Here is a 25,357-nt window from a genome sequence, read left to right as displayed (position 1 = left end):
TAAATATTTAAAATTTTTTAATTTTTATGAAAATTTGTCTTATCAAAAAATTATTCATAGGTGTAAAGTTCATGATAATTGGTGAAAAAGAGCTAAGGAAAATCTTTAGAAGTAAAGATATACAGCCAGCAGGGATTGACCTAAGATTAAAAAATTTATATGAACAGAAGTCAGCTGCAAGTTTAATAAATGAAGAAAAAAATTTACCGAAATTAAATAAAATAGAAGGACCAATATATGAATTGAAACCTGGTAAAGCTTATTTAGCTGAAACTCAAAAAATAAAAATTCCAAGAGGTTATGCAATGTTATATTTTCCACGTTCAACGCTTATTAGGTCTTTTGTAGATGTCAGAACAGCACTTGGAGATCCTGGTTTTGAAGGAAAGTTGTATTTTTTAATAGTAAATCATGGTGAATATATATACAAGATAAAAAAAGGAGAAAGATTTGCACAAGCTGTTTTAGTTAAGGTTAAAGGATCTGGAAAATACAATGGTGATTACCAGAATTTTCAAATTGAATAAATTGGAGGATTTTTAATTGACAAAGCGTGAAGACTCAAAAGTCAGAATTGCATTACCATCTAAAGGAAGAATAAGCAAGCCAGCTATAGATTTATTAAATAATGCAGGAATTTTCATGCAAGAAACTGGAACAAGAAAATTATTTTCACGTACAAACCATCCAAACATAGATGTGATGTTTACACGTGCTGCTGATATACCTGAATTTGTAGCAGATGGAGCGGCAGATGTAGGAATAACAGGGCTTGATTTAATTTTAGAAAAAAATCGTGATGTTATAATTTTAGATGATTTAAAGTTTGGTGAAGCTAAATTAGTGTTAGCATCTCCTGAAAATTCAAAAATTAAATCAAAAAAAGACCTGAAAAACGGATTAACAGTTGCAACAGAATTTCCTAAATTAACTAAAGAATATTTTGACAAATTAGGAATTGATGTTAAAATTGTTGAAGTTAGTGGATCAACTGAAGTAACTCCATTAATAGGAGTTGCAGATCTTATTGTAGATTTAACAAGTACTGGTACAACTTTAAGAATGAATAGACTAAAAGTTATTGATACTATTCTAGAAAGCTCTGTTAGATTGATAGCAAATAAAGAAAGTTACAAAGAAAAAAATAAAACAATTGAAGAGATAAGGACGGCTTTGAAAGGCGTTGTTGAAGCAAAAAACAAAAAACTGATAATGTTAAACATCGAAGAAGAAAAAGTGGAAGAAGTAAAAAAAATTGTACCAGGAATGACAGGTCCCACAGTTTCAAAAGTTTTGCATAATAATATGGTTGCAGTACATGCGGTTGTTGATGAAGATGAAGTATTCAGAGTTGTAAATGAATTAAAGAGAATAGGAGCAAGGGACATACTTATTGTACCAATAGAAAGAATACTAGATTAATATTAGCAAAAAATTTATTAAGGTCTAAAAAACAAATACCTTTGTCTATAAATTAAAAGAGTGATATAAATGAAAAAGAAAATATTTTACTTTATTTTAGCTATATTGGTAGTAGGATTTTCAATGTATTGCATTAAAACTAATTATGCACAACAAAATAATACAACTGCTTGGGTTGGTAAAGAAAAATGGATTGAAGGCAAGCCCAATGTGCTTCTACATAGTTTATCCTGTATTGTAACAGTAACAGTAAAAAATAATGCCAACAGACCATATTATTTCAAAATTAGTCAAAGGTACACAGCAGAAGGTAGATTAAATGGGGAAATAAAATGGGTAATTGTTGATACTTATCCAAAAGCAGACAAAATGATTAGGACAAGTTATCCAGACCTTGGAGGAGATTATGGGTGGAGAATTGGCCCTAAAGAAACAAAGACAGTTACATTTGTACTAGCTGCTAAAGGCCCTTTTGGAGAAAAGGGTAGTTGTATTTTACCAGAGGGCATGCTTCCTAGTAATGCATATTGGCCACTTGTTAGTGAACCAGGTCTTTATACAAGTTGGTTTATGCCAGAAGAATTAGAATCATTGAATCCAGACTTACAAATTGTAGGATGGAGAGGTACATTTTTCTTTAAAGCTGAAAACATGGTTGATGAAGCTGTAAGTGGCATAATCAGAGCACCTATAGTACCTATAAATTCAAAGTTAGTATGTAGTGATCCTCCTGCATTAATAGATAAATCATCATTGCCTGGTTCAGAAATTGCATATTGGGATGTTAAATTTTATCCTGAAGAGACTAAGAGTTTTACATACACTTATAAATGGACTGGTAGTAAAACCACTGTTGGAGCTTTTAAAGAAGTTACACAAGCATATCAATATCGTGCACCAATATCTAATAAAACATATCCAGGACAAACAACAGTTCCAACAAAAGAAACAGGTGCACCACTTGCTCCATTATTACTTGGTGCATTGGCAATAGCAACTGGAGCCATATATGCAAAATTCTTTAGGCCTTAGGCCTTAATTTTTTTCTTTAAAAAAAAATAAAAAAAGGAAAAAAATTATTCTCCACCAGTAATAATGTCTTGTTCTTTAAATGCTTCCTCAATTTTCTTTATTACTGGATCTACTTTAACTTGGTGAGCATCTATCACTATATCTTTAATGTCAAGTCCCATTGCAATTCCATAAAGTTGTGCTAAATGCATTACTGGAAGGTTATACTCTTCTCCAAATTTTTCTTTTATCTCTATTTGACCCCTATCGAATTGTAAGTGGCAGAATGGACATACATTCACTATTACATCAGCGCCTGCATCTAGCATATTGTTTATTTTTTCTCTTGTATAGTCAAGAGCAACTTCTAGATCTCTGGATCTTACACCACCACCAGCACCACAACACATCATCTTATCTTTGTAATCTATTGATTTTGCACCAGTAATTTCAACAAGTTCGTCTAGTATTTTTGGATTTTCTGGATTATCAATGCCTAATTCATCGCTTGGTTTTAAGAAGTGACAACCATAATGCACTGCAACATTGAGACCATCAAGTGGATTCACAATGAATTCTTTTAATTTATCGAGGCCCACATCATTATATAAAATTTCAGCGAGATGTCTTACCTTAATTTTTCCTTTAAATTCTCTATTTACATTTGAAAGAATGTTATTAACTTTATTTCTCATTTCTTTATCTTCTTTTAGTAAATGATTTGCTTCAAATAATGATCCAAAACATCCATTACACTCTGTCATTATGTCTAAACCCATTTCTTCTGCAATAGTTATGTTCCTTGCTGCAATGCTTGCCCAGGTAGTTCTATCAAATGATCCAAAAACACCAGGTGCTGGACAACAAGATGCTCCTTTCATGTCAACTAATTCAATTCCAATTTTTTCACAAACAACTCTTGTTGCTTTTTCTATACCAGGATACCTGTTTGGCATTATACATCCAAGGAAATATGCAAACTTCATATTTTATCACCTTTTTATTCTAATTCTCCTTTTTCCCAATTAAATTTAACTAATGAATCAAATTTCGTTTGTTTTATAATCTCCTGGACTTCTTTTAAAGCTTCCTTATCTTCATGTGTTGTTGGAGGTATTTTACCAATGCCTACAGCATCTCTTAATTTTTGTGTGGCTTCATCTATAGGAACAGCATGCCCTGTCTTTATAACATATGATGCAACAGCTCTATGACTGTCAGCCATATATCCTTCTTTAGCAGCCTCATTTCTTGCCAATTTAATTGCATCCACAATTTTTACTCGCCTTGGACATCTTTCTTGACAAGTATAACAAGTTGTACACATCCAAAGTGTTGGATCTGCAAGTACTTCTTTCATTCCCATGTTTAATTTTCTTATAATTTGACGAACTTTGTAAGCTGTTCTTCTTCCTGAAGGACATGAACCAGTACATGTTCCACATTGGAAACAATATTCAACACTATCTGCACCAACTTCTTTTATTTTTTCTGCAAACTCTTTATCTATGCTATCTTCTCTTATAACTTCTTCTTCCCTTTTCCTCAATAATGTCATGATAATCACCTATTAATGACTGATAAGCCTCAAAATATAAAGATTACTAAAAATTTTTTAGTGTACAAATTTAGGTTATACTAAATTTTATTATAATTTTTGATGATATCTAGTGGAACCTCAATTTTTTTAAGATTAGGTTTATAATTCTGGGCTATCCATGAGTTAACTATTGTGCAGAGAAACAATATATCATAGCCTTTTTTAACCTTTTTTAAAATTTCTTTTTCTAAACTTTCTCTATTCTCTATTTTTAATTCATAAACACTTTCAATAACATCTAATTCTTCTATTTTCATAATTTTATTTTCTTTTTTCCTGGTTTTGGTTTTAGAGAATATACTTCTTCTACATCGACTAATATTGCAGCTTGTGGTTTAATTTTTTCTCCAAACCTTTCTTTTACCATGCTTTTTACTTCATCAAAATATTTTCCTTCTTTTATTACTGAAGCAGGTCCTTTCACAAGATATCCATCATAGTAAATTGCTGAAGCTACAGCTACTTTTGAACCATTCTCTATATTTTCCAATGTTTTTTTAGCAAAATTTATAGAAATTAGTATCTTATTTTTATTTATAACTTTAGAAAAGCAATTGGAGCCAGATGTGGATTTCCCTCATTATCGGTAGTTGCAACCCATATTAAGGGTTTATTCTTATCACAATATTCATTATTAAACATTTCTATAATTTTCTTTGATAACTTAACCATCTTTGTCACCATAATTAGTTTAATCTTTCTTTTTAATGAATTTTTTTAATATTTTAAAAGTAAAACATGATACTGCAATAATAAAAAATTTAGTAGAGATCTTTTTCAATTTCTAAACTAAGATCTAAAGCTGGAGCTGAATGTGTTATAAATCCTAATGAAATTACATCTACACCTGTACGTGCATAATCCTGAACTATGTTTGGTTTAATATTTCCGGAAGCCTCTAATATAACTTTATTTCTTAGATTTCTTTTCTTTAATTCATTAATAACCATTTTAATTTCTTTTGGAGACATATTGTCTAAAAGAATTATATCCGCCCCTAGTTTGGCAGCTAAAATTGCATCATTTATGTTTTCAACTTCAACTTCTATTTTTTTTGTAAAACTTACTTTCTTCTTCAACATTTTCATTGCCTTCTCCAATCCCACCAAGGCTAAATGATTATCCTTTATCATTGCACAATCATCCAACCTGAATCTATGAGTGTCACCACCACCTATTTTCACTGCTAATTTTTCTAACCATTGCATGCCTGGAGTTGTTTTTCTTGTACATGCAACTATTACTTTTGGGTTTACACTTTTAACTTTATTGACAATTTTATTTGTAATGGTAGCAATGCCACTCATTCTCATCATTATATTTAATACGCTTCTTTCCAATGTTAGAATCTTGCGTGCATTTCCTTTAATACGCATCACACATTCATCTTTAGCAACTTTTTCACCGTCATCTTTATAAGTTATACATTCTAAATTAAAATCTTTGAAAATCTCTTCAGCTATCCTAACACCAGCTATTATTCCTTCCTCTCTTGCAAGTATTTTTGCGCTAGCTTTCATATTTTTCTTGATAATTGAATTAGTTGTAATATCTTCGACACCAATATCTTCCATTATGTATTTCTTCAAATATTCAATCATCATATTTTAGAGATATTTTCATTGGAGGAGATATATATATGATGGAAGTTGTATTTTTAGGAACATCATCTGCAGTACCTTCCAAATATAGGAATCATGCAAGTATAGCAATTAAAGGATTTGGAGAAATATTTTTATTTGATTGTGGGGAAGGTACTCAGAGGCAAATGGCAATAGCAAAAGTAAGTCCAATGAAAGTTAAAAGAATATTTATTTCACATTTACATGGAGACCATATTTTAGGCATTCCTGGTTTAATACAATCTATGGGCTTTAGAAATAGAAAGAAACCATTAACTATATATGGACCACCAGGTATTAAAGAAGTAAAGGAAGCAATGATGAAACTTGGTGAATTTTCTATTGATTTTGACATTAATGTAAAGGAAATTAAAAATGAAGGAATAGTATTTGAAAATGAAAAATACAAAATAGAATGTATTAAAACAAAACATACTACTGAAAACTATTCCTATTCTATCGAAGAGAAAAAAAGACCACGGTTTTTAAGAGAGAAAGCAATAAAATTAGGAGTGAAACCAGGACCTGCATTCAGCAAATTGCACAGAGGCATACCTGTAAAAGTTGGAGACAGAATCGTAAAACCTGAGGAAGTACTTGGAAAACCTAGAAAGGGGATAAAAGTTGTATATTCTGGAGATACAGTTCCTCATGAAAAAATGATTGAATTTGCTAAAGATGCTGATCTATTAATTCATGATTCTACATTTGAAGCTGGAAAAGAAAATAAAGCGTTGGAAACTGGTCATTCAACTGCAAAAGACGCTGCTAAAATAGCTAAAGAAGCCAATGTTAAGTATCTTGTGTTAACGCACTTAAGTACAAGATATAGAGAAGCAAAAAAAATAGAAAATGACGCAAAAAAAATATTTAAAAAATCAATAGTTGCAGAGGATTTGATGTCAATTACAATAGTAAGGAAAGAGATAAGAGAAATAAAAAGAAGAATACTTGAAATAAATGAAGAAACAATTCCAAGAAGTGAGTTGAAGTTTAATGATTAAGATCAACTTTGAAATATTACTGAAAAATTGTATTTTATCATTATTAACCATAATTGTTGCGGTTTTCCTTGTTAGACTTTTCTCACATTTCATAAGAAAGGCTGGAAAAGATCTGGAGTTAGACATTACAGCAGTTCATATAATTTTAGATATTACAAAGTATGGAATATATTTTGCTACTGCAATAGTTGTTTTAAGGATATTTGGAATAGATATAACTGCTATCATATTAAGTTTAGGTATATTAAGCGTAGCAATAAGTTTTGCAGCTCGTGATACTTTATCTAATTTTATTTCTGGAATGTTTATACTTTTAGATAAAAGTTTTAAAGTAGGTGACATAATAGAAATAACAGATAAAAAAGGAAAGGTTATAAAATTAGGAATTAGAAATACAATAATACTTACTTCCAATAATGAAATTGTTGTTGTGCCTAATTCTTTATTTTCAAAGTCTGCATATATCAATTATACAAAAGCAGGAGTTAGAAGAATAGAATTACCAATAGAAATTTCAAATAATATTAAAATTAACGAATTAAAGAGAAAATTAAGACAAGAAATAAAGAATATGGGATGGGCTTTAGATAATCCAAAACCTAAAATTCTTGTGGAAGAAGTAAAAGACGACACTACAAAGTATAGAATTGTTGTATGGAGTAAACATCCTTCTAAAATAGACGTCCATAAATCATTGTTAGCAGAAATTGTTAAAAAAACAATTAATGAAGTTAAAGGTGGACAAAATGAATTATAGAGTCTATGCTTTTTTAATCTTATTTATATCTTTTATTTTCGCCTCCTTCATTTTTTTAAAAGCTTATTTAAATCATCAAAAAATTATAAAATATAAAGAAATTGTTAAAGAACATGGAAATCAGCGCCTTTCATCTCCTAGTATATATGCTGTACCACAACGAAATGTAATTGGAAGATTAGTAATTCCAAAGATTGGTCTAGATTGTCTAATAAAAGAAACATCGGTAAATGATTATAACACTGTGTATCATTATCCAGAAAGTGCAGGATTAGGTGAAAACGGAGAATGTGCACTTTTAGGTCATAGGACATTATTTTCTGGACCTTTTAAAAGAATTGGTGAGTTGTCACCAGGAGACGAAGTTATAGTTTATGATTATACACGTTCAAGGAAATATATCTATGTAGTTGTTTCAAATGGTGAGGATATAAGATGGGATTACAAAAATAATCCAATAAGATTTGAACATGGTGGTAAACCACGTTTATTGCTTATAACATGTTATCCTCCTGGAAGAAAAGATGCAGCATGGATAACACATTGTATATTAATAAAAAGTTATTAAGGGGATGGGTTTTGTGGAAATACAGGAAGAAATAGAGGAAATTAAAAAAGAAAAAAATGCTATCATACTTGCACATAATTACCAACCTAAAGAGATACAGGAAATAGCTGATTTTATAGGTGATTCTTTAGAACTTTGTTTAAAAATAACTAAAATAAAAGATAAAGACATGGTAGTATTTTGTGGCGTTGATTTTATGGCTGAAACAGCGTATATTTTGAGCCCTGATAAAAAAATATTAATACCAGACCCTGCTGCTGAATGTCAGATGGCACACATGCTTAAAGTAAGTGATATTAAGAAAGCTAAGAAAAAATACCCTGATGCAGCTGTAGTTTTATATGTAAATACTTTAGCGGAGGCAAAAGCAGAAGCAGATATTATATGTACATCTGCAAATGCTGTTGAGGTTGTAAATAGTTTGGATGAAGATACTATAATATTTGGACCTGATAGAAATTTAGCCATGTATGTTGCAAAAAATACTGACAAAAAAATTATACCTGTGCCTGAAGATGGGCATTGTTATGTACATAAAATGTTTAAGCCTGAACATTTCATACGTTTAAAAGAGAAATATCCGGATGCTGAAATTCTTGTTCATCCAGAATGTGACCCTGAAGTTCAGGAGTTAGCTGACCATATTTTAAGTACAGGTGGAATGATAAGAAGAACTATGGAATCTGATTCAAAAGAATTCATCATTGGCACTGAAGTTGATTTATGTACTAGAATAGAGAGAGAAGTACCTAATAAAAAGGCAATTCCTGCATATAAGGAAGCAATTTGTGAAGAAATGAAGTATCATAGTTTAAAGAAATTAAGGAATTCATTGATAGAAGAAAAATATGAAGTCAAAGTTCCAAAAAAGATTGCCAAAAAAGCTAAAAGTGCAATAAATCGAATGATTGAAATCTTCAATAAGTGATAAGGAGGTAATAATTTGGAATTTGAGGTTGTGGAATTAAAAGGCCATATAATAGATTCAAATATTCTGTCACAAGTTTTGGATAAAATAATAATGATGGGTGGGGATTTTGAAATAGAAAAGCTTGATGTTGGAAAAACAAATGAAGATGAGAGTTATGCGAGACTCATAGTTAAAGGTGAAAATATAGATGAAATTTTAGGTGAAATTCAACAATTAGGTGCGATAGTTCCAACAAAAGAAGTCAAAACAAAAAAAGCACCAAAAGATGGGGTTTTACCAGACAATTTTTATGCCACTACAAATTTACCAACTTATGTAAGGATAAATGGAGAATGGAAAAAAGTTAGAGATATTGAGATGGACTGTGTTATAGTAATTAAAGAAGAAAATGGAGAAAAAATACCTGTTTGTAAAAGGATGGGATTGGTTAAGAAAGGAGAGGAAGTAGTTGTTGGATATGAAGGAATAAAAGTAATACCTTTAGAAAAAGAAAGGAGTAGAGAAATTTTTGGTTTCATGCAAAGTGAAGTTTCACCAGAAAAACCATTAGATTATTATTCAAAAGTGATTGCCAAAGAAATGAAAAAAATAAAGAAAAATAATGGAAAGATTGTCTGGGTTGTTGGTACTGCAATTGCACATACCCGAGCACATAGAATTTTAGAAAGATTCGTAAGGGAAGGCTATGTAGATGCATTGTTTTGTGGAAATGGGTTTGCAACAATGGACATTGAATATGCATTATTTAAAACAACTTTGGGAATGAATGATAGAGCTAAAGTTGTAAAAGGCGGATATAAAAGTCATTTAGTTGCTATAAATGAAATATCAAAGGCAGGGGGCATAAAAAAAGCTGTTGAAAAGGGAATAATAAATAAGGGAGTATTTTATGAATGTGTAAAAAATAATGTTCCATACGTGATAGGAGGATCTTTAAGAGATGATGGACCACTTGTAGATACAATAACTGATGTCATGGAAGCACAGGATGAAATGCGTAAATATGCTAAAAAATCAGATATGTGTATAATACTAGCTACAATGTTACATGGTATTGCCACAGGTAATATTTTACCTGCCAGAGTTAAAACTGTTTGTGTGGATATGAATCCCTATGTTGTGACTAGACTTCAGGATAGAGGTAGTCATCAAGCTTTAGGAGTGGTTTCTGATCCTTGTGCATTCCTTCATATATTGGAAAAAGACCTATTATCATAAAAAAATTTAAATTCTTAAAAAATTGTAAAACAAATTTGGAGGGATTATATGAAAACGACTATTAGTGTTATAAAGGCAGATATTGGAAGTGTAGCTGGACATGTTGTTGCACATAAAGCCCTTAAAGACAAATGTAGAGAAGTACTGTCAAAGGCAAAGGAAGATGGAATTATAGAGGACTTTTATGTCACAAATTGTGGTGACGATGTAAACCTTATAATGACACATAGAAGAGGAGAAGATGATGAAGAGGTGCATAGGACTGCATGGGAAGCATTCAAGGAAGCAACTAAAGTTTCTAAAAAGATGAAATTATATGGTGCTGGACAAGATTTACTATCTGACACTTTTTCAGGTAATGTAAAGGGTTTAGGACCTGGATGTGCAGAAATGGAGTTTAAAGAAAGACCTAGTGACCCTGTAGTTGTGTTTTGTTGTGATAAAACAGAGCCAGGAGCATTTAATTTACCACTCTTCAGAATATTTGCTGATCCATTTAACACAGCTGGTTTAGTTATTGATCCTTCTCTACACAAAGGATATAAATTTGAGGTATATGATGTGATAGACCACAAAAGAGTGATGATGTCATGTCCAGAAGAGATGTATGATTTACTTGCTCTTTTAGGATCAATTAGTAGATATGTGATAAAGAAAATCTACAGGAAGAAAGATGATGAAATAGCTGCCTCAGTAAGCACTGAAAGATTAAACTTAATAGCAGGGAAATACATAGGAAAAGATGACCCTGTGGCAATAGTTAGGGCACAATCAGGATTTCCAGCAACTGGTGAAATATTAGAAGCGTTTGCCCAACCACATCTAGTTGGAGGATGGATGAGAGGATCACATAATGGTCCTTTAATGCCAGTATCTGAAAAAGATGCAGTTCCAACAAGATTTGATGGACCACCACGTGTTATGGCATTAGGTTTCCAAATATCTGAATGTAAATTAATAGGACCTATCGATTTGTTTGATGACCCTATCTTTGAGCGTTCAAGGAGATTAGCAGCAAATATATCTGAATATATGAGGCGTCATGGGCCATTTGAGCCACATAGGTTACCTAGTGATGAGATGGAATATACAACTTTACCAGATGTACTTAAAAAATTGAAAGATAGATTTGAGGACATAGAGGATTAAGAAAGTAAAGTGTTTGAACATTTTAAAATTTCTTTAGGAATATCTACAACTTGTTTGACATTGTCTATAATTACGCTGTCGCTTGTTGCAACAACGTTTCCTTTCTTACCTTCTTTTTTTAAAATATAGTCTACTTTATTAGATAAAATAACTTCTCCATTGACTTTGTGTTTTGACATGCAAGCCCTAATTCTTTTTGCTAATTCACCACTAAAACTTACATTTTTGTCAAGATAAAATACAACATATTTAGGTTGATATTTCTTTAAAGTAGTTATTATAGCTTTGAGAGCTTTATATGTAGTAGTAGATATCTTATGTTTTCCAAATACAGCACTACAATCCCTTAAAAATCCATCTTGGGCAATGAATATATCCTTTGAATTCCTAATAATATTTTCCACTGTTATCAACACATTGTAACCATCAATAAGAAGTTTTTTGTTTTTAATATTTTTTAATTTAATAATTTTAGATTTCCTTTCCTTAATTTTCCTCCTGGAAAAAACATGTCTAGAAAGATAATTTCTTTCTTTTTTTGAAAGTAAATAATGATCAGCAACAAATTTTAATGCAATAGTTTTCCTATATCCTCTATCAAGTAAATATCTAAGATCTTTTATGGCTTCATCGATTTTTCCCATCTTATCACAAAATTTTTAGCCTCTAATTTTCGCTGCAATTATGAGTACACGGTCGGATGCATCTTCTGCTTGATCAGCTATATGACCTAGTTTTGTTGTTATTTCTTTAAGTCCCAGTAGTTTTACTGTTCCTATTTTTTTATTTTTATAGAGTTTGAATAATTTTTTAATAATTTTCCTCTCAACTTTATCTGCATTTTCTTCTAGTTTTTCTGTTTCATGTGCTTTTTTAATGGCTTCTCCATAATCTTTATCGAGGTTTTCCATACTCTTTTCAAATGCTTTTAATGTTTTATCTATAGCATCTATAAATTCCCTGAAATTTTTTTTAAGAATTTTCGGAAATCTTATTTTACTTAAAGATATCGAGAACGCCACAGATTCTATTGTATCAGCTATTTTATCTGTTTTTTCTGTAAGTAATATTCTATCCTCTCTGTCAAATGGTAAAAATGCACCTGAATAATATTTTAATTCCATTTTTCTTCTAACTTCGTCTGCTTCTCTTTCCAATTCTGATATTTTCTTGGCCAATTTTTCTACTTCATCATAATTTCCTTCATAAAAGTTTTCCATCAAAAGTTTAAGTTTTTCATAACATTCGCCAACTAATTCCACATGTTTCTCAACAAATTTTTCGACTTCTGATTCCCTATAAAATAAATTTTTTATTTTTTTCATTCTAATCTCCCATGAAGAAATCTTAAAGAATCTATTAATCCATGTGCATAATTTATACACGCAAAAGATGTTAAATAATCTTTCTTTTTTAAATAAAAAATTGCATCTTTTTTATATCTTTTTGCAATGTCTATTATTTTTCTTTCTTTTTCATTAAGCTCTATAACTTTTAGATCTTTTAAAACTTCCTCAAATAAATCTATATCTTTGTAAATTCTTTCCTTATATTTCATTATTTTTTCACCGCTTTCCAAGTGTGGTGAATTCTCTGAAAGACAGTTATATATGATATCAGGAGGAGGAATATCATAAATATTGTCATTATTTTTAAGTTTACAAATTCTCCTAAAATAGAAGCTATAAATATAATAATCAATCTTTCAGGCCTTTCAGCAATTCCTATTTCACAATTTACACCTATACTCTCAGACTTTGCGCGAACATAACTTATGGTGAAAAAAGAATGTAAAAGAAAAATTCCTAAAATCCAATTTATAAATCCTCCAAAGGTTATTCCTAAAACAATTGCTGCATCTGAAAATCTATCCATAACAGAATCTAAGAATTCTCCGAATGGGGTGGGTCTAAATTTGATTCTTGCAACTGCACCATCTAACATGTCTAAAAATCCACTTATTCCCAAAACTATTGCTGCAAAAAATAAATTTTTTGTTGCAAATAAATATCCAGCAATAAGTGCTAAAATAAATCCAAGGATGGTTATATAATCAGGGTGAAGATTTGTTCTTTCAGCTATAGGTTTTATCATTTGGTTCATTTCTTTTTTAATTTTACTCAACATTTTATCTCTCCAATTCTAATGATAAGTAGTTAAATTTAAATAAAGTTTGGTAAATACAATGAAATAGTAATTATTTGTTATCATCTGTTGTTTTTTAAAATTTGTTAGTTTTCTGTGGAGGGTCTTTAGTGTTTGAAATGGAGTATTCTGAAGTTATAAATAAAATTGAAAATTTTATATCTAGAAAGGTAGAAGAAGCTGGTGCTAACGGCGTAGTTTTAGGTTTGAGTGGTGGTATAGATTCAAGTGTTGTTGCATATCTTTCAAAAAAAGCGCTTGGATCTAAAAATGTATTTGGGCTTATAATGCCCAGTGAAACTACTAAAGAGGAAGATGTAAAGGATGCTATATCTATTGCAAAAAATCTTGGAATAAATTATGAAATAATAAATATAGAACCCATTTTAAAAAAATTTAGGTCAATGTGTAAACATAAAGGAAACAAAATAGCAATAGCTAATTTAGGACCAAGAGTAAGAATGACTATACTGTATTATCATTCTAATTCTTTAAATAGTCTTGTTGCAGGTACAGGAAACAAAAGTGAATTGTTGATAGGATATTTTACTAAGTATGGAGATGGTGGTGTAGATATATTGCCAATAGGTGATCTCTACAAAACTCAGGTGAGAAAAATTGCTTATGAACTTGGCGTCCCAAAAAAAATCATTGAAAAACCACCAAGTGCTGGATTGTGGAGAGGACAGACAGATGAAGATGAAATAGGTCTTGATTATGAAACATTGGACAAAATATTATTTTTGATGGTTGAAAAAAAATTGAAAAATCATGAGATCCATGAAAAATTAGGAATACCATTAAAAACAATAGGAAGAGTTGAAGAAATGATTAAAAATGCAGAACATAAGCTAAATCCACCTGAAGTGGCACGTATCTGGTGAGAAAATGTTTGCAATTGTATATATAACTGCAAAAGATGTAGATGAAGCAAAAAAGATTGGCAACACTTTAGTTAAAGAAAAATTAGTTGGATGCGTGAATATAATACCTAAAATAGAATCGATATATTGGTGGGAAGGTGAAATTGAAAAAGATGTAGAAGCTGTTGTCATTGCTAAAACATTAGTATCTAAAATACAAGATGTGATAAACAAAACTAAAGAAATCCATAGTTATGAAAATCCATGTATATTAGCAATTCCAATTATAACTCTTACAGAAGAGTATGCTAAATGGTTAAAAGAATCATTAAAATAAACATGGCGGTGATTTCGTGGACTTCACAAATATAGAAAAGAAGTGGCAAAAAATATGGGAAGAATCAAAAATATTTGAAGCAGATCCTAATGATAAGAAGAAAATATTCATAACAGTTGCATATCCTTACCCTAGTGGTGCAATGCATGTAGGACATGGAAGAACATACACAGTTCCTGATGTGTATGCAAGATTTAAAAGGATGCAAGGTTACAATGTACTTTTTCCAATGGCTTGGCATGTAACTGGCGCACCTGTGGTAGGCATTGCTAAAAGAATAGAACGTAAGGATCCATGGACATTAAAAACTTATAAAGAAGTTCATAAAGTTCCAGAAGATGAACTAAAGAAATTTTCAGATCCTCATTATATAGTTGAGTATTTCAGCAAAGAATACAAAAAAATCATGAAAAAAATGGGATATTCTATAGATTGGAGAAGAGAATTCAAAACTACTGATCCACATTATCAAAAGTTCATAGAATGGCAAATGAAAAAATTAAAAGAAATGGGATTGATAAGAAAAGGTACACATCCTGTGAAATATTGTTCAGAATGTCAAAACCCAGTTGGCGATCATGATCTACTGGAAGGTGAAGGTGTAGACATTGTTGAGTTAACACTTTTAAAATTTAAAATAGATGACTCTTATCTTGTTGCTGCAACATTTAGACCAGAAACAATTTTTGGTACAACTAATATTTGGTTAAATCCTGATTCAAAGTATATTAAAGTTAAAGTAGGAAACGAAAAATGGATAATAAGTAAAGAATCTTATGAAAATATTTCTCATCAGAAAGATATAGAGATTTTAGAAGACGTAAATCCAAAGGAACTTATAGGAAAACATGTTAAAAACCCCATTACAAAAAAAGATCATCCTATATTGCCAGCAGAATTCGTGGACCCCAAATTTGGTACAGGAGTAGTTTTTTCAGTTCCGGCTCATGCTCCAGCTGATTATGTTGCATTACGAGATTTAAAAAATAACGATGACATAATAGCTGAATATAAATTAGATAAAGAAATGCTGGCATCCATAAAACCAGTGCCAGTAATAGAAGTAGAAGGATTTGGAGAATTACCTGCCAAAGATATAGTAGATAAATTAAATGTCAAGGATCAAAATGATCCTAAGCTTGAAAAGGCTACCAATGAAATTTACAAAGTTGAGCACAATAAAGGAATAATGAAAGTTGAAGAATATGATGGAATACCTGTTTCAGAGGCTAGGGAAAAAATAATTGAGAGGTTGTGTAAGGAAGGTAAAGCTGATAAACTTTATGAATTTTCTGAAATTCCTGTAATCTGTAGATGTGGTGCTAACTGCGTTGTTAAAATAATGGAAGATCAATGGTTCCTCAAATATTCAAATGAAGAATGGAAAAATAAAGCATTATCTTGCTTAAATCAGATGAAGATAGTACCAGATGAAATTAGACAAAATATTGAATACTTTATAAAATGGTTAAAAGATTGGGCATGCGCACGTAAAATAGGATTAGGAACAAAATTACCCTGGGACAAAAGGTGGATTGTAGAACCATTAACAGATTCAACTATCTACATGGCATATTATACTATAGCTCATAAAATAAAAGAAAAAGATCCTGAAGAATTAAATAGTGAATACTTTGATGAAGTTTTCTTAAATAATCCAGATGAAGAATTTGCATATTGGTATCCTCTTGATTGGAGATTATCTGCAAAAGATTTGATAGGTAATCATTTAACATTTCATATATTTCACCATTCAGCAATATTTCCAGAAGATAAATGGCCAAAAGGCATAGTTGTTTTTGGTATGGGTCTCCTTGAAGGACAAAAAATGTCATCTTCAAAAGGAAATATAGTAACTCTGTCAGAGGCAATTTCAGAATATGGTGCAGATGTTGTAAGAATGTTTTTAATGTCTTCAGCAGAGCCATGGCAAGATTTTGATTGGAGAAAAAAAGAAGTTATTGGTGTTAAAAGGAGAATTGAACAATTTTTTGAACTATATGAAAAAATTGATGAAAAAATAGGACTTAATTTTGAAAATAAATTGGAAATCAGGCCTAAAAAATTTATAAATAAATGGATATTAAGTCAAGTTAACCAAAGAATAAAAAATGTTACAGAAGCTCTGGAGAAATTTCAAACTAGGAAGGCTTTACAAGAAGGATTTTTCTTATTTAGAAAAGATGTTGATCATTACTTAAAACGAGTAAAACCATGGATTGAATTGGAAGAAACCAAGGAAATTTTAAGATATGTGATGAAGGTATGGGTAAAATTGGTTGCACCTTTCATACCTCATATTGCAGAGGAAATATGGGAAAAATATGGTGGTAATGGGTTAATTTCAGTTTCTAAATGGCCAGAACCCAAAGAAGAATTTATTGACAAGAAAATACAAAAGTCTGAAGAGATTGTAGAAGAAGTTATAAAAGATATCAAAGAAATCAAGAAAATAATTAGAAAAAAACCAGAAAAGGTTCACATCTATATATCTCCAAAGTGGAAATACAAAATATATGATATGATAAGTAGTAGTGATAGAAAGGACTTAGGAACTATAATTCCTAAAGCATTGTCAGAAATTGAAGGCGATAAAAAGGAAATTGTGAATTTCATAAAGAAAAGTATTAGTGAAATAGCAAAAAAAGAATATGTTGGTTATATAGATGAATACAAAGTATTTAAGGAAGCCAAAGACTATATTGAGGAAGAAGTGAATGCAAAAATAGTTATACATAAAAAACCTGATTATGATCCAAAAAACAAATCAAAAATGGCAGAACCTTACAAACCAGCAATATACATTGAATAAAATCTGAGAAATTCATAAAGAATTTAAATCATTGAAATTTTTTGGAACTTTGTTTAGGGTTCTAAGCTTTCTTGGCAATGGTTTTATCTTTGCAGGTGCTCCTATTGCTAAAGACCAAGGAGGTACATCTCTAGTTACTACAGCTCCAGCAGCTACCATAGCTCCCTCACCAATTTCTATATTTGATAAAAATGTTGAATTGGCACCAATTGTAACTCCTCTTTGTATTTTAGGTCCTTTAAGTTTGTACTTAACTCTTAAAGGATATTTATCATTTGTAAAACATGCACAAGGTCCTATAAAAACATCGTTACCTATGTAACTATTTTTAGGAATATAAACGTTTGATTGTATTCGTACATTGTTTCCAATTTTTGAATAGCCTTCTATAACTGTATTTGTTCCAATCAATACATTGTTTCCTATCCTTGTTTTTTCTCTTATCAATACATTGTGACCTGTCTGTAAGTTGTCACCTATTACTACATCGTTGTAAATTATAGTGTTGGCTCTAATCAATGGTTTTTTACCAATTATTGGTGGTTTACTACCTTTTTTATATTCATAACCTAATATTACATTTTCATCTATCTTTCCATCTCTTACTTCTTCACCAAATATTAAAGATTTTATGGACATTGTTTTTCACAATTTTTTCTTTTTTAATAACTAAATATAAATAAATTAAAAAATTTTACTCATAGCCAGAAATATTTGTGATTTGGATGATAAATAAAAAAGAGTTTGAAAAGCTAGTGGAAAATATAAGAGAAAAAATAGGACATGAAAAAGAGAAAATTAAAATTAAAGAAATTATATTTGATAAATTAAACAATGAATTAATTATTATAGTGCCTGATAGATACGACAAATCACTTGTAATTGGAAAGGGTGGATGGGTAGTAGGTAAATTAAGAGAAACATTAAATGTTAAACATGTCCATGTAGAGACCTATTCAGATCTTCTTGTAAAAAAATATAGGATGAAACTATCATTGGAAAAATTAAATAAACTTATAAAATCTCTTAGGCTAGAATCTTTAAAAATTATTAGAAATCTTTTGAAGAATAGAATAACTGAGTTACCTCTCTTTAACATACCTAACTTTGAAACTAATGAAAAGGTATTAGTGGCTCTTTCTGGTGGCGTAGATAGTAGTTTTTCTTTAGTTGTGATGAAATACTTAGGTTTTGATGTGGAAGCAGTGACAGTAGATCCAGGACCAATGATATTACCAAAAATATTTAAAAAAAATATAGAAAAGTTATGTAGTACTTTAGAGGTTAAACACAAATACATAAAGACCGATTTTTCAAATTTTATAGAGGAGTGTTTAAAAGGTCGTTTTCACCCATGCGGACGATGTTCCAAAAAAATATATGAAAAGATAAAAAAATATTGTAAAAAGAAAGGAATAAAAATTTTAGTTTTCGGTGATTTGTTAAGTACTGGATATGGTGCCATTTCTCTAGAGGATGGAATTGTAAAAATATCTCTTCCTGCCTTGCTGTGCATGTCAAAACATGAAATTAAACAACAAGTGTCTAATTTTGATTTAGAGTTACCAGCACGGTTTGGATGTCCATTACTACATGAAGTTCATAAGAGGTTCCCAAGACTTAGATTTTATTCTATTCAAAGGATACTTAGGGAGAATCGTGCTGGAGCTTTAGAACCTGGTGAATCACTGAAATTAATCTGGAGGTTATGTAAAAATTTTGACGACTCCATATACTATTAGAAATATTCCTGCTAAATAACCTACAAGTAATGGATATATCAACATTAATATTCCAACGATCACTGCTAAAATTCCAATTGCTCTTTGCAATTCTACATCTTTTGGGCCTGGCATGTTTAATTTTTATGTAATTTTCAACTTAAAATACTTTTCTGTTTTTGAATTACTCCCCAACTTTTGCAGATGTTCCCTTGCTTTATAGAAAAAACTTGCCCAGAGACTATATCTCTATATGAAATAGTTTTGAGTAGAGTATTTTCTTAAACAGGCTATCAAGGTTACTCTATTCCCTCAACAGTGTCTTAAATGCTGATATATAATCTCCTAACTTATTTTTTAATCCTTTTAATGTATTTAGACCTTCTTAACTACCTACCAGTTTTTTTCAGCTTTGTAATTGTATGGGAAGTCATCTCGTATGAAAAAAGTAGCATGAGAGGATATATATAGTTTTCTTAATTTCTAGAGCATTTTTGGAGAGAGAAAGAGGAAGTAAAAGAAGAGTTGTGTATATTTTTTAGAACAAATGCTAATTTTGTACTTCATCTATATAAATACTTTTCTTATTTCTCAATCCCTGATAGAAAGGAATCTTTTTCACAATCTTTTTAAAAACGAAAAAATTATGTTTGTAAAAAATTCTAATTTTTAAAATGGCTTGTGGATGTTCGGGATTTCTTGCCGGCATCAGAGGTCTAAAGGTTAAAGATACGGTGTTTCACAAACACATAACAAAAATAATCAAAAAATTTAACTTTATTAGTGAGAAGTCTTTTGCAAATTAGGAAACAAGAGTTGAAAAGTATTTATATCAGAAATAATAACCATGGAATACGAACTTGATAGGGGCTATATTCATGACACATCAATGGGAATGGAAATTAAAAGATGAAATTGTAGATACAGAATTATGTGCTAAGTGTGGAACATGTGTTGTAGTTTGTCCAAATGATCTATTGGATTTTGAGAATCATCCAAAACTTATTGAAGAATGTTTAAGAAAGGGAAATGGAATGTGTTATGACATATGTCCTCGTGTATCATCTGGTGGATATCAAATCAAAATTAGAGAAAGTTTCAAAAAAGAATTTTTTTATGGGAAAGGAGATGTAAAAGGTCAGGATGGTGGAGTAGTATCAACTTTCTTGAAGTATTTGCTAAAAAAGAGAAAAATTGATGGGGCAATTGTAGTTGGAGATGAATTGTGGAAACCTACTTCATGGATTATAAAAGATCCAGATGACATTGAAAAATCTGCAAAGTCAAAATATACGGTGTCAACATTAGATGCCCTCAAGAAAGCAAGTGAGATTGGATGTAAAGAAGTGGCAGTTGTTGGATTGCCTTGTCAAATACAAGGGTTAAGAAAAATCCAATATTTCCCATATTTAGCAAAATATGATGGAGAGTTAGGTAAAGATGGGAAACCTACTTCATTACCAAAAATAAAATATTTAATTGGATTGTTCTGCATGGAAAAATTTGAACATGATTCTTTTTATGAAACTTTGGAAAAACATGGGATAGATATTGAGAAAGTAGAAAAATTTGATATTAAGGGGAATAAACTACTTGTGTATCTTAAAAATGAGAAACATGAAATTCCTCTAAAAGAATTGGATGTATGTTCTGGATGTAAAATATGTAGGGATTTTGATTCTGAAATGGCCGATGTTTCAGTAGGGTCTGTTGGAAGTCCAGAAGGATATTCAACGATAATAATAAGGACAAAAAAAGGAGAGGAAATTAAAAACGCTGTAAAATTAAAAAAAGGTGTAGATATCGAATCAATTGAAAAATTAAAAAGTTTAAAAATCAGAAGATTTAAAGAAGAAATCAAAAAAAGAAAAAGAAAAAAAGTATCATTTTATTGGACAGATTGTTATCCAGGAGTAAGTAAAAGAGCAGATGGCACATACTTTATACGGATTAGAGCAAGACCAGGTGGATGGTACGATATTGATGAAGTCGAAAAAATATTAAAAATAGTTAAGGAATATGATGCTAATTTAAAAATCACAAATAGAGGTGGATTTGAAATACATGGCATAGCAGGGTATGATGTTGAAGATGTGGTTTTGGAGTTAATGAAAGAAGGACTGATAACAGGGTCAGAAGGTCCTCTTGTAAGAGCAACCCTTGCCTGTCCAGGAAAAGATAATTGTGGAAGTGGTATAATAAATACTAAAAAACTTGCACAAAAAATTGAAGATAAATTTAAAGAAAGACCTTCACCTTATAAATTCAAAATTGCAATAAGTGGATGCCCAAATAAATGTGTAAGACCACAAATTCATGATATAGGAGTAGCAGGAGTTAGATATCCACTTATAAACGAAGAAAAATGTAATGGATGTGGAAGATGCGCAGAAGTTTGTAAAGTTGAGGCAATCGACATTAGAGGAGAAACATCGTACACAAATTATAATCTATGTATAGGATGTGGCAAATGCATTGATGCATGTCCTAATGAAGGAAGAGAAGTTAAAGATGAAGGATATAGATTATATATAGGCGGGAAATCAGGACGTGAAATTGTTGAGGGAATAGACATCGGAATCATTGACAATGAAGATAAAATATTAGAGTTAATCGATGCTGTACTAAATGTATACAGTAAATATGCCGAAAAACCACAGAGGGAAAGATTATCTGCAGTTATGGAAAGAGTAGGAAAAGGAAAATTTTTAAAAGAAATAAAAAATTGAGGAAACTACCTCTGACCTTGTGTTAAAGGTGCTTTCAGATGTGACCCAGGTACGTATCCAAAGATATCTTTGACTCTACAATTAAGTTCATGCCATATTCTTGTAAGAGGTATTTCTGCTGGACAGGCATCTTCACATTGACCACAATTGACACAAGAATCTATAGTGTGAAGTAGTCTTTCAAGATGGAAAATGGGTGATGGAGGAATCTCCCCTCTTTTAAACCATTCAGGAGTTTCTGATTCAAGTGAACATTCTTCACAGTAACATAAGGGACAAGCTTCTCTACAGCCATAGCATTTTATGCACTTCCTGAACTCTTCCATATATTCTTTGAATATTTCAATTACATCTTTTTTATCTTTGAATTCTTTTTGTTGCCATTTCTTTGCAAGATTAACCATAGCTTTATCTATTTTTTCACGTATTTCGATACCTTTAGGTATTGGATCCTCTACATGAATGACCCCAGCATTTACAGCTTTTTCAAGAACTTCTGCACCTTTTTTTGATGTTACTTCTACAAATGTTGCTTTTCCAGCCATAGGTCCTATAACTCCCCAATTACCAAATGTAAGATCGGCCATTCTAGGTATATTATTTTCACATCTCCTACAGTTGGTTCTTCTACCGTAACCCATCTCTTCTAATTCATCCACACTTATTTCCTTCTCAGTGTCTGGAGTTTCAATTATAAGTTTCCCCTTGGCTATTTCTTCCTTGATAACTTTGTCAGGGTCCATTTCATATATTTCTTCTATCATTTGTATTGTCTTTACAGGTGGAAGTGTCCCTCCACAGTTGACACCCAGCATTATAACATTGTTAAGGTCAATTTTACCCTTTTTTGCAACCTCTACTATTGCCATTGCATCGCATGGCTTTACTGTAACAGCTATTTTCATATCTTTTGCACCATTTAAGTAACATGTAATAACTTTTGCAATGTTGAGTGTACCACAGTGGAGTGAACCTGCAGACTCTATAACTTTATCAGGGTCCGTTATCAAGGTTGGAACAGCATCATAAAGATCTGAACCATTTTTAACGGCGAGAACAGCATCCACAATTCCTTCTTCAAGAAGGAATTTATGTAAAGAAGTTATGGCTCCTCCATATTCCCCTTTATTTCTAATGTTTTTATCTTCAGAATAAACATAAAACATGTCACCTACTTTGACCATGTTTAATCCTCCAATTTTTCTATATTAGCCGCCGATACTTTAAATTCAGGTATTTTTGAAATAGGGTCATAATTAGTACTTGTTAACATATTAGCTGCACATTCAACAAAATGGAACGGAATAAATAAAACACCTTCTCTAACTTTTGAAGTCACTTTTGCTGGTATTTTAATTTCACCACGTCGAGTCATAACTTTAACAATTTCACCATCCTTAATACCTAATTTAGAAGCATCTTTATCATTTATTTCAACAAATCCTGTACTAACTTCATTGTCTAAAGTTTCTGATCTTCTTGTCATTGTACCTGTATGGTAGTGGAATAAAATACGTCCAGTTGTTAGGATAAATGGATATCTATCATCAGGAAGTTCGGCTGGCTCTTCATGTTCTACAGGAATGAATTTTCCTAATCCATCAGGTGTTGCAAACTTCTCTGTGTGTAATATTGGTGTTCCTGGGTGGCTTTCATCAGGACATGGCCACTGTAATCCACCTGGTTTTTGTAATCTTTTAAAGTTCATGCCCGCATATTGTGGTGTAACTTTTCTAATTTCATTGAATATTTCTTTTGTAGAATTGAATTCAAAACCATTAACATTCATTCTCTTTGCTATTTCACATATTATTCTCCAGTCATCTTTTGCTTCTCCAGGACCATCTGCTGCTTTTCTTATACATTGTACACGCCTTTCCGTACTTGTATATGTACCATTTTTTTCTCCCCATGCAGTTGTAGGAAGAACAATATCTGCAAATTCAGCTGTTTCTGTAAGGAAAATATCTTGTACAATAAGGAATTCTAAATTTTTCAATGCTTTTTTAACATGTTTAATGTCAGGATCTGATAAAACTGGATTTTCACCCATTATATACATGCATTTAACTTTTCCATCTATAGCAGCATCCATCATCTCAACAACTGTTAACCCAGGTTCAGAACTGAGATCATCGCACTTCCAAATTTTTTGCATTTTTTCAATAGCATTTTTATCTGTAACTTTCTGATAACCAGGGTAAAATTCTGGAAGGGCTCCCATGTCACATGCGCCTTGTACATTATTTTGACCTCTTAGAGGATTTACACCAGTACCTTTTTTACCAATATTACCTGTTAACATAGCAAGATTTGCTGTTGAAATAACATTATGAGTACCTGTAGTATGTTGTGTAATTCCCATTGCATATAATATAGTTGCCCTGTCAGCTTTTGCATAAGTTATTGCAGCTTCTCTTATTTTTTTTGCAGGTACACCTACAATTTTTTCAACTTTTTCTGGTTTATACTTTTCAATAACTTTTTTTAATTTTTCAAATCCTTTTGTTCTTTTTTTAATAAAATCAGTGTCTTCAAGGCCTTCTTCTATTATAACATTCATCATTGCATTTATCAGTGCTATGTTGCTTCCAGGTTTTATCGGCAGATGGATGTCTGCTAATGAAGCAGTTGGAGTTTTTCTTGGATCTGCAACTATTAATTTTGCGCCTTTATTTTTAGCTTTTAAAACTCTTCTCCATATAATGGGATGTTGCTCAGCAGTATTTGACCCAATTATGAAAATACTTTCGGCTTCTTCAATGTCTAGAATTGAATTTGTCATTGCTCCTGAGCCAAATGTTTGAGCAAGACCTGCAACTGATGGTGCATGACATAACCTAGCACAATGGTCAATATTATTTGTACCAATAGCCACTCTCGCAAATTTTTGTAAAATATAATTTTCTTCATTTGTACATCTTGCAGAAGCAAGAAATGCTATTGAATTAGGATTTTCTTTACGATATTCATTTAATTTTGAAACTATGATATCTACAGCTTTATCCCAAGAAATTTCTATAAATTTTCCATTCTTTTTTATTAAAGGATGTTTAAGCCTGTCTTTACTTTGAACAAACTGGTATGAGAAATTACCTTTTGGACATAATTTGCCTTCATTAACAGGATGCCTTTTCCAGCCTTCAACTCCCTTTATTTTCCCATTAAGAGTCACTATATTTAGTCCACATCCACAACCACAATAAGGACAAATGTTAGGAGTATATTTAAGTTCAAAACTCATAGTGTATCACCTTTCCAGAAAGTTTGCAGAATTTAATATTTTAGACATTTAGAAATTAGCAGCGAGGACTTTAACAACAAGAAAGGTCTTATTGGCATTCCACAGTTATAACTTCAGATAAGTCTACAAAACCTTATATATACCACAATAAAAATTTAAATGAATTAGTTTTTGGTAATTTTTCAATTCACAGCGCAAATTATCTATCAGTGAAAATAAGTTTG

General features: G+C 31.0%; 29 protein-coding genes. 15 read left to right on the top strand and 14 right to left on the bottom strand.

Translation table 11 applies throughout. From position 1 onward, the window contains the following. The first annotated feature begins 74 nt into the window (after positions 1-74). The 3 genes from ACZ5LY_RS02200 to ACZ5LY_RS02190 all read left to right on the top strand — a co-directional run bounded on the left by ACZ5LY_RS02200 (position 75) and on the right by ACZ5LY_RS02190 (position 2,454). A complete protein-coding gene (locus ACZ5LY_RS02200) occupies positions 75-527 on the top strand; it encodes a dCTP deaminase domain-containing protein (protein ID WP_048060676.1) in 453 nt (150 codons plus the stop codon). Positions 528-543: 16 nt separating this feature from the next. Further along, complete coding sequence (gene hisG, locus ACZ5LY_RS02195) at positions 544-1,422, top strand: ATP phosphoribosyltransferase (protein WP_013413814.1); 879 nt, start codon at positions 544-546, stop codon at positions 1,420-1,422. 69 nt (positions 1,423-1,491) lie between these two features. Then, complete coding sequence (locus ACZ5LY_RS02190) at positions 1,492-2,454, top strand: hypothetical protein (RefSeq protein ID WP_464577799.1); 963 nt, start codon at positions 1,492-1,494, stop codon at positions 2,452-2,454. Positions 2,455-2,498: 44 nt separating this feature from the next. On the opposite strand, the gene hdrB is transcribed toward ACZ5LY_RS02190, so the two are convergent. The 6 genes from hdrB to nadC form a co-directional block, all read right to left on the bottom strand. Next, a complete protein-coding gene (gene hdrB / locus ACZ5LY_RS02185) occupies positions 2,499-3,419 on the bottom strand; it encodes a CoB--CoM heterodisulfide reductase subunit B (RefSeq protein ID WP_013413816.1) in 921 nt (306 codons plus the stop codon). Between the two features lie 14 nt (positions 3,420-3,433). Next, the gene (gene hdrC, locus ACZ5LY_RS02180; protein ID WP_464577798.1) at positions 3,434-3,991 is read right to left on the bottom strand and encodes a CoB--CoM heterodisulfide reductase subunit C; all 558 of its coding nucleotides are present in this window, start codon (positions 3,989-3,991) and stop codon (positions 3,434-3,436) included. 80 nt (positions 3,992-4,071) lie between these two features. After that, positions 4,072-4,290 (bottom strand): hypothetical protein, encoded by a 219-nt coding sequence (locus ACZ5LY_RS02175; RefSeq protein WP_464577797.1) that lies wholly within the window; start codon positions 4,288-4,290, stop codon positions 4,072-4,074. Then, positions 4,287-4,523 carry a hypothetical protein gene (locus ACZ5LY_RS02170; RefSeq protein ID WP_464577796.1) on the bottom strand — a complete coding sequence of 79 codons (237 nt, stop codon included), beginning with the start codon at positions 4,521-4,523 and terminating at the stop codon, positions 4,287-4,289. The genes ACZ5LY_RS02175 and ACZ5LY_RS02170 overlap by 4 nt, the downstream gene beginning before the upstream one ends. A gap of 44 nt (positions 4,524-4,567) precedes the next feature. Next, entirely contained in the window at positions 4,568-4,705 is a 138-nt protein-coding gene (locus ACZ5LY_RS02165; RefSeq protein WP_464577795.1) for a hypothetical protein, read from the bottom strand. Between the two features lie 89 nt (positions 4,706-4,794). Then, on the bottom strand, positions 4,795-5,622 hold the full coding sequence (gene nadC / locus ACZ5LY_RS02160; RefSeq protein ID WP_464577794.1) for a carboxylating nicotinate-nucleotide diphosphorylase: 828 nt from the start codon (positions 5,620-5,622) through the stop codon (positions 4,795-4,797). Between the two features lie 53 nt (positions 5,623-5,675). Here nadC and rnz point away from each other — a divergent pair, with 53 nt between their 5' ends. The 6 genes from rnz to fbp are packed head-to-tail and all read left to right on the top strand — an operon-like array spanning position 5,676 to position 11,282. Next, on the top strand, positions 5,676-6,659 hold the full coding sequence (gene rnz, locus ACZ5LY_RS02155) for a ribonuclease Z (protein WP_083790807.1): 984 nt from the start codon (positions 5,676-5,678) through the stop codon (positions 6,657-6,659). Beyond that, positions 6,652-7,416, top strand: a complete 765-nt coding sequence (locus tag ACZ5LY_RS02150; RefSeq protein ID WP_013413822.1) for a mechanosensitive ion channel family protein — start codon at positions 6,652-6,654, stop codon at positions 7,414-7,416. Before rnz ends, ACZ5LY_RS02150 begins: the two co-directional genes overlap by 8 nt. Next, on the top strand, positions 7,406-7,984 hold the full coding sequence (locus tag ACZ5LY_RS02145; protein WP_464577793.1) for a class E sortase: 579 nt from the start codon (positions 7,406-7,408) through the stop codon (positions 7,982-7,984). The genes ACZ5LY_RS02150 and ACZ5LY_RS02145 overlap by 11 nt, the downstream gene beginning before the upstream one ends. A gap of 4 nt (positions 7,985-7,988) precedes the next feature. Continuing rightward, positions 7,989-8,912 carry a quinolinate synthase NadA gene (nadA, locus tag ACZ5LY_RS02140; RefSeq protein ID WP_048060568.1) on the top strand — a complete coding sequence of 308 codons (924 nt, stop codon included), beginning with the start codon at positions 7,989-7,991 and terminating at the stop codon, positions 8,910-8,912. A gap of 15 nt (positions 8,913-8,927) precedes the next feature. Continuing rightward, on the top strand, positions 8,928-10,133 hold the full coding sequence (locus ACZ5LY_RS02135) for an ornithine cyclodeaminase, nickel-pincer nucleotide-dependent (RefSeq protein WP_464577792.1): 1,206 nt from the start codon (positions 8,928-8,930) through the stop codon (positions 10,131-10,133). Between the two features lie 48 nt (positions 10,134-10,181). Continuing rightward, positions 10,182-11,282, top strand: a complete 1,101-nt coding sequence (fbp, locus tag ACZ5LY_RS02130; RefSeq protein ID WP_013413826.1) for a fructose-1,6-bisphosphate aldolase/phosphatase — start codon at positions 10,182-10,184, stop codon at positions 11,280-11,282. On the opposite strand, the gene ACZ5LY_RS02125 is transcribed toward fbp, so the two are convergent. The 4 genes from ACZ5LY_RS02125 to pgsA are packed head-to-tail and all read right to left on the bottom strand — an operon-like array spanning position 11,279 to position 13,409. After that, the gene (locus tag ACZ5LY_RS02125; RefSeq protein WP_013413827.1) at positions 11,279-11,926 is read right to left on the bottom strand and encodes a DUF434 domain-containing protein; all 648 of its coding nucleotides are present in this window, start codon (positions 11,924-11,926) and stop codon (positions 11,279-11,281) included. The genes fbp and ACZ5LY_RS02125 overlap by 4 nt on opposite strands. Before the next feature lie 15 nt (positions 11,927-11,941). Next, the gene (locus tag ACZ5LY_RS02120; RefSeq protein WP_013413828.1) at positions 11,942-12,607 is read right to left on the bottom strand and encodes a TIGR00153 family protein; all 666 of its coding nucleotides are present in this window, start codon (positions 12,605-12,607) and stop codon (positions 11,942-11,944) included. After that, positions 12,604-12,840, bottom strand: coding sequence for a DUF357 domain-containing protein (locus ACZ5LY_RS02115; RefSeq protein ID WP_013413829.1), 237 nt, complete (start codon positions 12,838-12,840; stop codon positions 12,604-12,606). Before ACZ5LY_RS02115 ends, ACZ5LY_RS02120 begins: the two co-directional genes overlap by 4 nt. Next, a complete protein-coding gene (gene pgsA / locus ACZ5LY_RS02110) occupies positions 12,840-13,409 on the bottom strand; it encodes an archaetidylinositol phosphate synthase (RefSeq protein ID WP_013413830.1) in 570 nt (189 codons plus the stop codon). The genes ACZ5LY_RS02115 and pgsA overlap by 1 nt, the downstream gene beginning before the upstream one ends. Positions 13,410-13,546: 137 nt before the next feature. On the opposite strand from pgsA, the gene ACZ5LY_RS02105 reads away from it, so the two are divergent. Genes ACZ5LY_RS02105 through leuS form a run of 3 tightly spaced genes read left to right on the top strand, consistent with a single transcriptional unit; the run spans position 13,547 to position 17,439 of the window. Beyond that, positions 13,547-14,311, top strand: coding sequence for an NAD+ synthase (locus tag ACZ5LY_RS02105; RefSeq protein ID WP_048060681.1), 765 nt, complete (start codon positions 13,547-13,549; stop codon positions 14,309-14,311). A gap of 4 nt (positions 14,312-14,315) precedes the next feature. Beyond that, complete coding sequence (gene cutA / locus ACZ5LY_RS02100) at positions 14,316-14,627, top strand: divalent-cation tolerance protein CutA (RefSeq protein ID WP_013413832.1); 312 nt, start codon at positions 14,316-14,318, stop codon at positions 14,625-14,627. A gap of 16 nt (positions 14,628-14,643) precedes the next feature. Continuing rightward, entirely contained in the window at positions 14,644-17,439 is a 2,796-nt protein-coding gene (gene leuS, locus ACZ5LY_RS02095; protein ID WP_464577791.1) for a leucine--tRNA ligase, read from the top strand. Positions 17,440-17,451: 12 nt separating this feature from the next. On the opposite strand, the gene ACZ5LY_RS02090 is transcribed toward leuS, so the two are convergent. Further along, the gene (locus ACZ5LY_RS02090) at positions 17,452-18,078 is read right to left on the bottom strand and encodes an acyltransferase (protein WP_464577790.1); all 627 of its coding nucleotides are present in this window, start codon (positions 18,076-18,078) and stop codon (positions 17,452-17,454) included. Between the two features lie 86 nt (positions 18,079-18,164). Between ACZ5LY_RS02090 and ACZ5LY_RS02085 the strand changes: the two genes are divergently transcribed. Continuing rightward, positions 18,165-19,181 (top strand): 7-cyano-7-deazaguanine synthase, encoded by a 1,017-nt coding sequence (locus ACZ5LY_RS02085; protein WP_464577789.1) that lies wholly within the window; start codon positions 18,165-18,167, stop codon positions 19,179-19,181. Here the strand turns inward: ACZ5LY_RS02085 and ACZ5LY_RS02080 are convergent. Beyond that, entirely contained in the window at positions 19,146-19,271 is a 126-nt protein-coding gene (locus tag ACZ5LY_RS02080) for a hypothetical protein (protein ID WP_464577788.1), read from the bottom strand. The genes ACZ5LY_RS02085 and ACZ5LY_RS02080 overlap by 36 nt on opposite strands. Positions 19,272-19,834: 563 nt before the next feature. On the opposite strand from ACZ5LY_RS02080, the gene ACZ5LY_RS02075 reads away from it, so the two are divergent. Continuing rightward, positions 19,835-19,966 carry a DUF5402 family protein gene (locus tag ACZ5LY_RS02075; RefSeq protein ID WP_464577787.1) on the top strand — a complete coding sequence of 44 codons (132 nt, stop codon included), beginning with the start codon at positions 19,835-19,837 and terminating at the stop codon, positions 19,964-19,966. Between the two features lie 72 nt (positions 19,967-20,038). Then, entirely contained in the window at positions 20,039-21,889 is a 1,851-nt protein-coding gene (locus tag ACZ5LY_RS02070; protein ID WP_464577786.1) for a Coenzyme F420 hydrogenase/dehydrogenase, beta subunit C-terminal domain, read from the top strand. A 5-nt stretch (positions 21,890-21,894) separates the two neighbouring features. Here ACZ5LY_RS02070 and ACZ5LY_RS02065 read toward each other — a convergent pair whose 3' ends face one another. Continuing rightward, the gene (locus tag ACZ5LY_RS02065) at positions 21,895-23,073 is read right to left on the bottom strand and encodes a Coenzyme F420 hydrogenase/dehydrogenase, beta subunit C-terminal domain (RefSeq protein WP_464577785.1); all 1,179 of its coding nucleotides are present in this window, start codon (positions 23,071-23,073) and stop codon (positions 21,895-21,897) included. Between the two features lie 2 nt (positions 23,074-23,075). After that, on the bottom strand, positions 23,076-25,133 hold the full coding sequence (gene fdhF / locus ACZ5LY_RS02060; RefSeq protein ID WP_464577784.1) for a formate dehydrogenase subunit alpha: 2,058 nt from the start codon (positions 25,131-25,133) through the stop codon (positions 23,076-23,078). Positions 25,134-25,357: the final 224 nt, after the last annotated feature.

It is taken from the genome of Methanothermus sociabilis (assembly GCF_055392295.1).
Note: the sequence above shows the minus strand (reverse complement) of the source record. Positions and strands in the feature narration are given on the sequence as shown.

What these genes read in the sequence shown, in the direction of transcription:
- ACZ5LY_RS02190 (WP_464577799.1), top strand. Translation starts at nt 1,492, where the DNA reads ATGAAAAAGAAAATATTTTACTTTATTTTAGCTATATTGGTAGTAGGA.
- hdrB (WP_013413816.1), bottom strand. Translation starts at nt 3,419, where the DNA reads ATGAAGTTTGCATATTTCCTTGGATGTATAATGCCAAACAGGTATCCT.
- hdrC (WP_464577798.1), bottom strand. Translation starts at nt 3,991, where the DNA reads ATGACATTATTGAGGAAAAGGGAAGAAGAAGTTATAAGAGAAGATAGC.
- ACZ5LY_RS02175 (WP_464577797.1), bottom strand. Translation starts at nt 4,290, where the DNA reads ATGAAAATAGAAGAATTAGATGTTATTGAAAGTGTTTATGAATTAAAA.
- ACZ5LY_RS02165 (WP_464577795.1), bottom strand. Translation starts at nt 4,705, where the DNA reads ATGGTTAAGTTATCAAAGAAAATTATAGAAATGTTTAATAATGAATAT.
- rnz (WP_083790807.1), top strand. Translation starts at nt 5,676, where the DNA reads ATGGAAGTTGTATTTTTAGGAACATCATCTGCAGTACCTTCCAAATAT.
- ACZ5LY_RS02150 (WP_013413822.1), top strand. Translation starts at nt 6,652, where the DNA reads ATGATTAAGATCAACTTTGAAATATTACTGAAAAATTGTATTTTATCA.
- ACZ5LY_RS02145 (WP_464577793.1), top strand. Translation starts at nt 7,406, where the DNA reads ATGAATTATAGAGTCTATGCTTTTTTAATCTTATTTATATCTTTTATT.
- nadA (WP_048060568.1), top strand. Translation starts at nt 7,989, where the DNA reads ATGGGTTTTGTGGAAATACAGGAAGAAATAGAGGAAATTAAAAAAGAA.
- fbp (WP_013413826.1), top strand. Translation starts at nt 10,182, where the DNA reads ATGAAAACGACTATTAGTGTTATAAAGGCAGATATTGGAAGTGTAGCT.
- ACZ5LY_RS02125 (WP_013413827.1), bottom strand. Translation starts at nt 11,926, where the DNA reads ATGGGAAAAATCGATGAAGCCATAAAAGATCTTAGATATTTACTTGAT.
- ACZ5LY_RS02120 (WP_013413828.1), bottom strand. Translation starts at nt 12,607, where the DNA reads ATGAAAAAAATAAAAAATTTATTTTATAGGGAATCAGAAGTCGAAAAA.
- ACZ5LY_RS02115 (WP_013413829.1), bottom strand. Translation starts at nt 12,840, where the DNA reads ATGAAATATAAGGAAAGAATTTACAAAGATATAGATTTATTTGAGGAA.
- pgsA (WP_013413830.1), bottom strand. Translation starts at nt 13,409, where the DNA reads ATGTTGAGTAAAATTAAAAAAGAAATGAACCAAATGATAAAACCTATA.
- ACZ5LY_RS02105 (WP_048060681.1), top strand. Translation starts at nt 13,547, where the DNA reads ATGGAGTATTCTGAAGTTATAAATAAAATTGAAAATTTTATATCTAGA.
- cutA (WP_013413832.1), top strand. Translation starts at nt 14,316, where the DNA reads ATGTTTGCAATTGTATATATAACTGCAAAAGATGTAGATGAAGCAAAA.
- ACZ5LY_RS02090 (WP_464577790.1), bottom strand. Translation starts at nt 18,078, where the DNA reads ATGTCCATAAAATCTTTAATATTTGGTGAAGAAGTAAGAGATGGAAAG.
- ACZ5LY_RS02085 (WP_464577789.1), top strand. Translation starts at nt 18,165, where the DNA reads ATGATAAATAAAAAAGAGTTTGAAAAGCTAGTGGAAAATATAAGAGAA.
- ACZ5LY_RS02075 (WP_464577787.1), top strand. Translation starts at nt 19,835, where the DNA reads ATGGCTTGTGGATGTTCGGGATTTCTTGCCGGCATCAGAGGTCTAAAG.
- ACZ5LY_RS02070 (WP_464577786.1), top strand. Translation starts at nt 20,039, where the DNA reads ATGACACATCAATGGGAATGGAAATTAAAAGATGAAATTGTAGATACA.
- ACZ5LY_RS02065 (WP_464577785.1), bottom strand. Translation starts at nt 23,073, where the DNA reads ATGGTCAAAGTAGGTGACATGTTTTATGTTTATTCTGAAGATAAAAAC.
- fdhF (WP_464577784.1), bottom strand. Translation starts at nt 25,133, where the DNA reads ATGAGTTTTGAACTTAAATATACTCCTAACATTTGTCCTTATTGTGGT.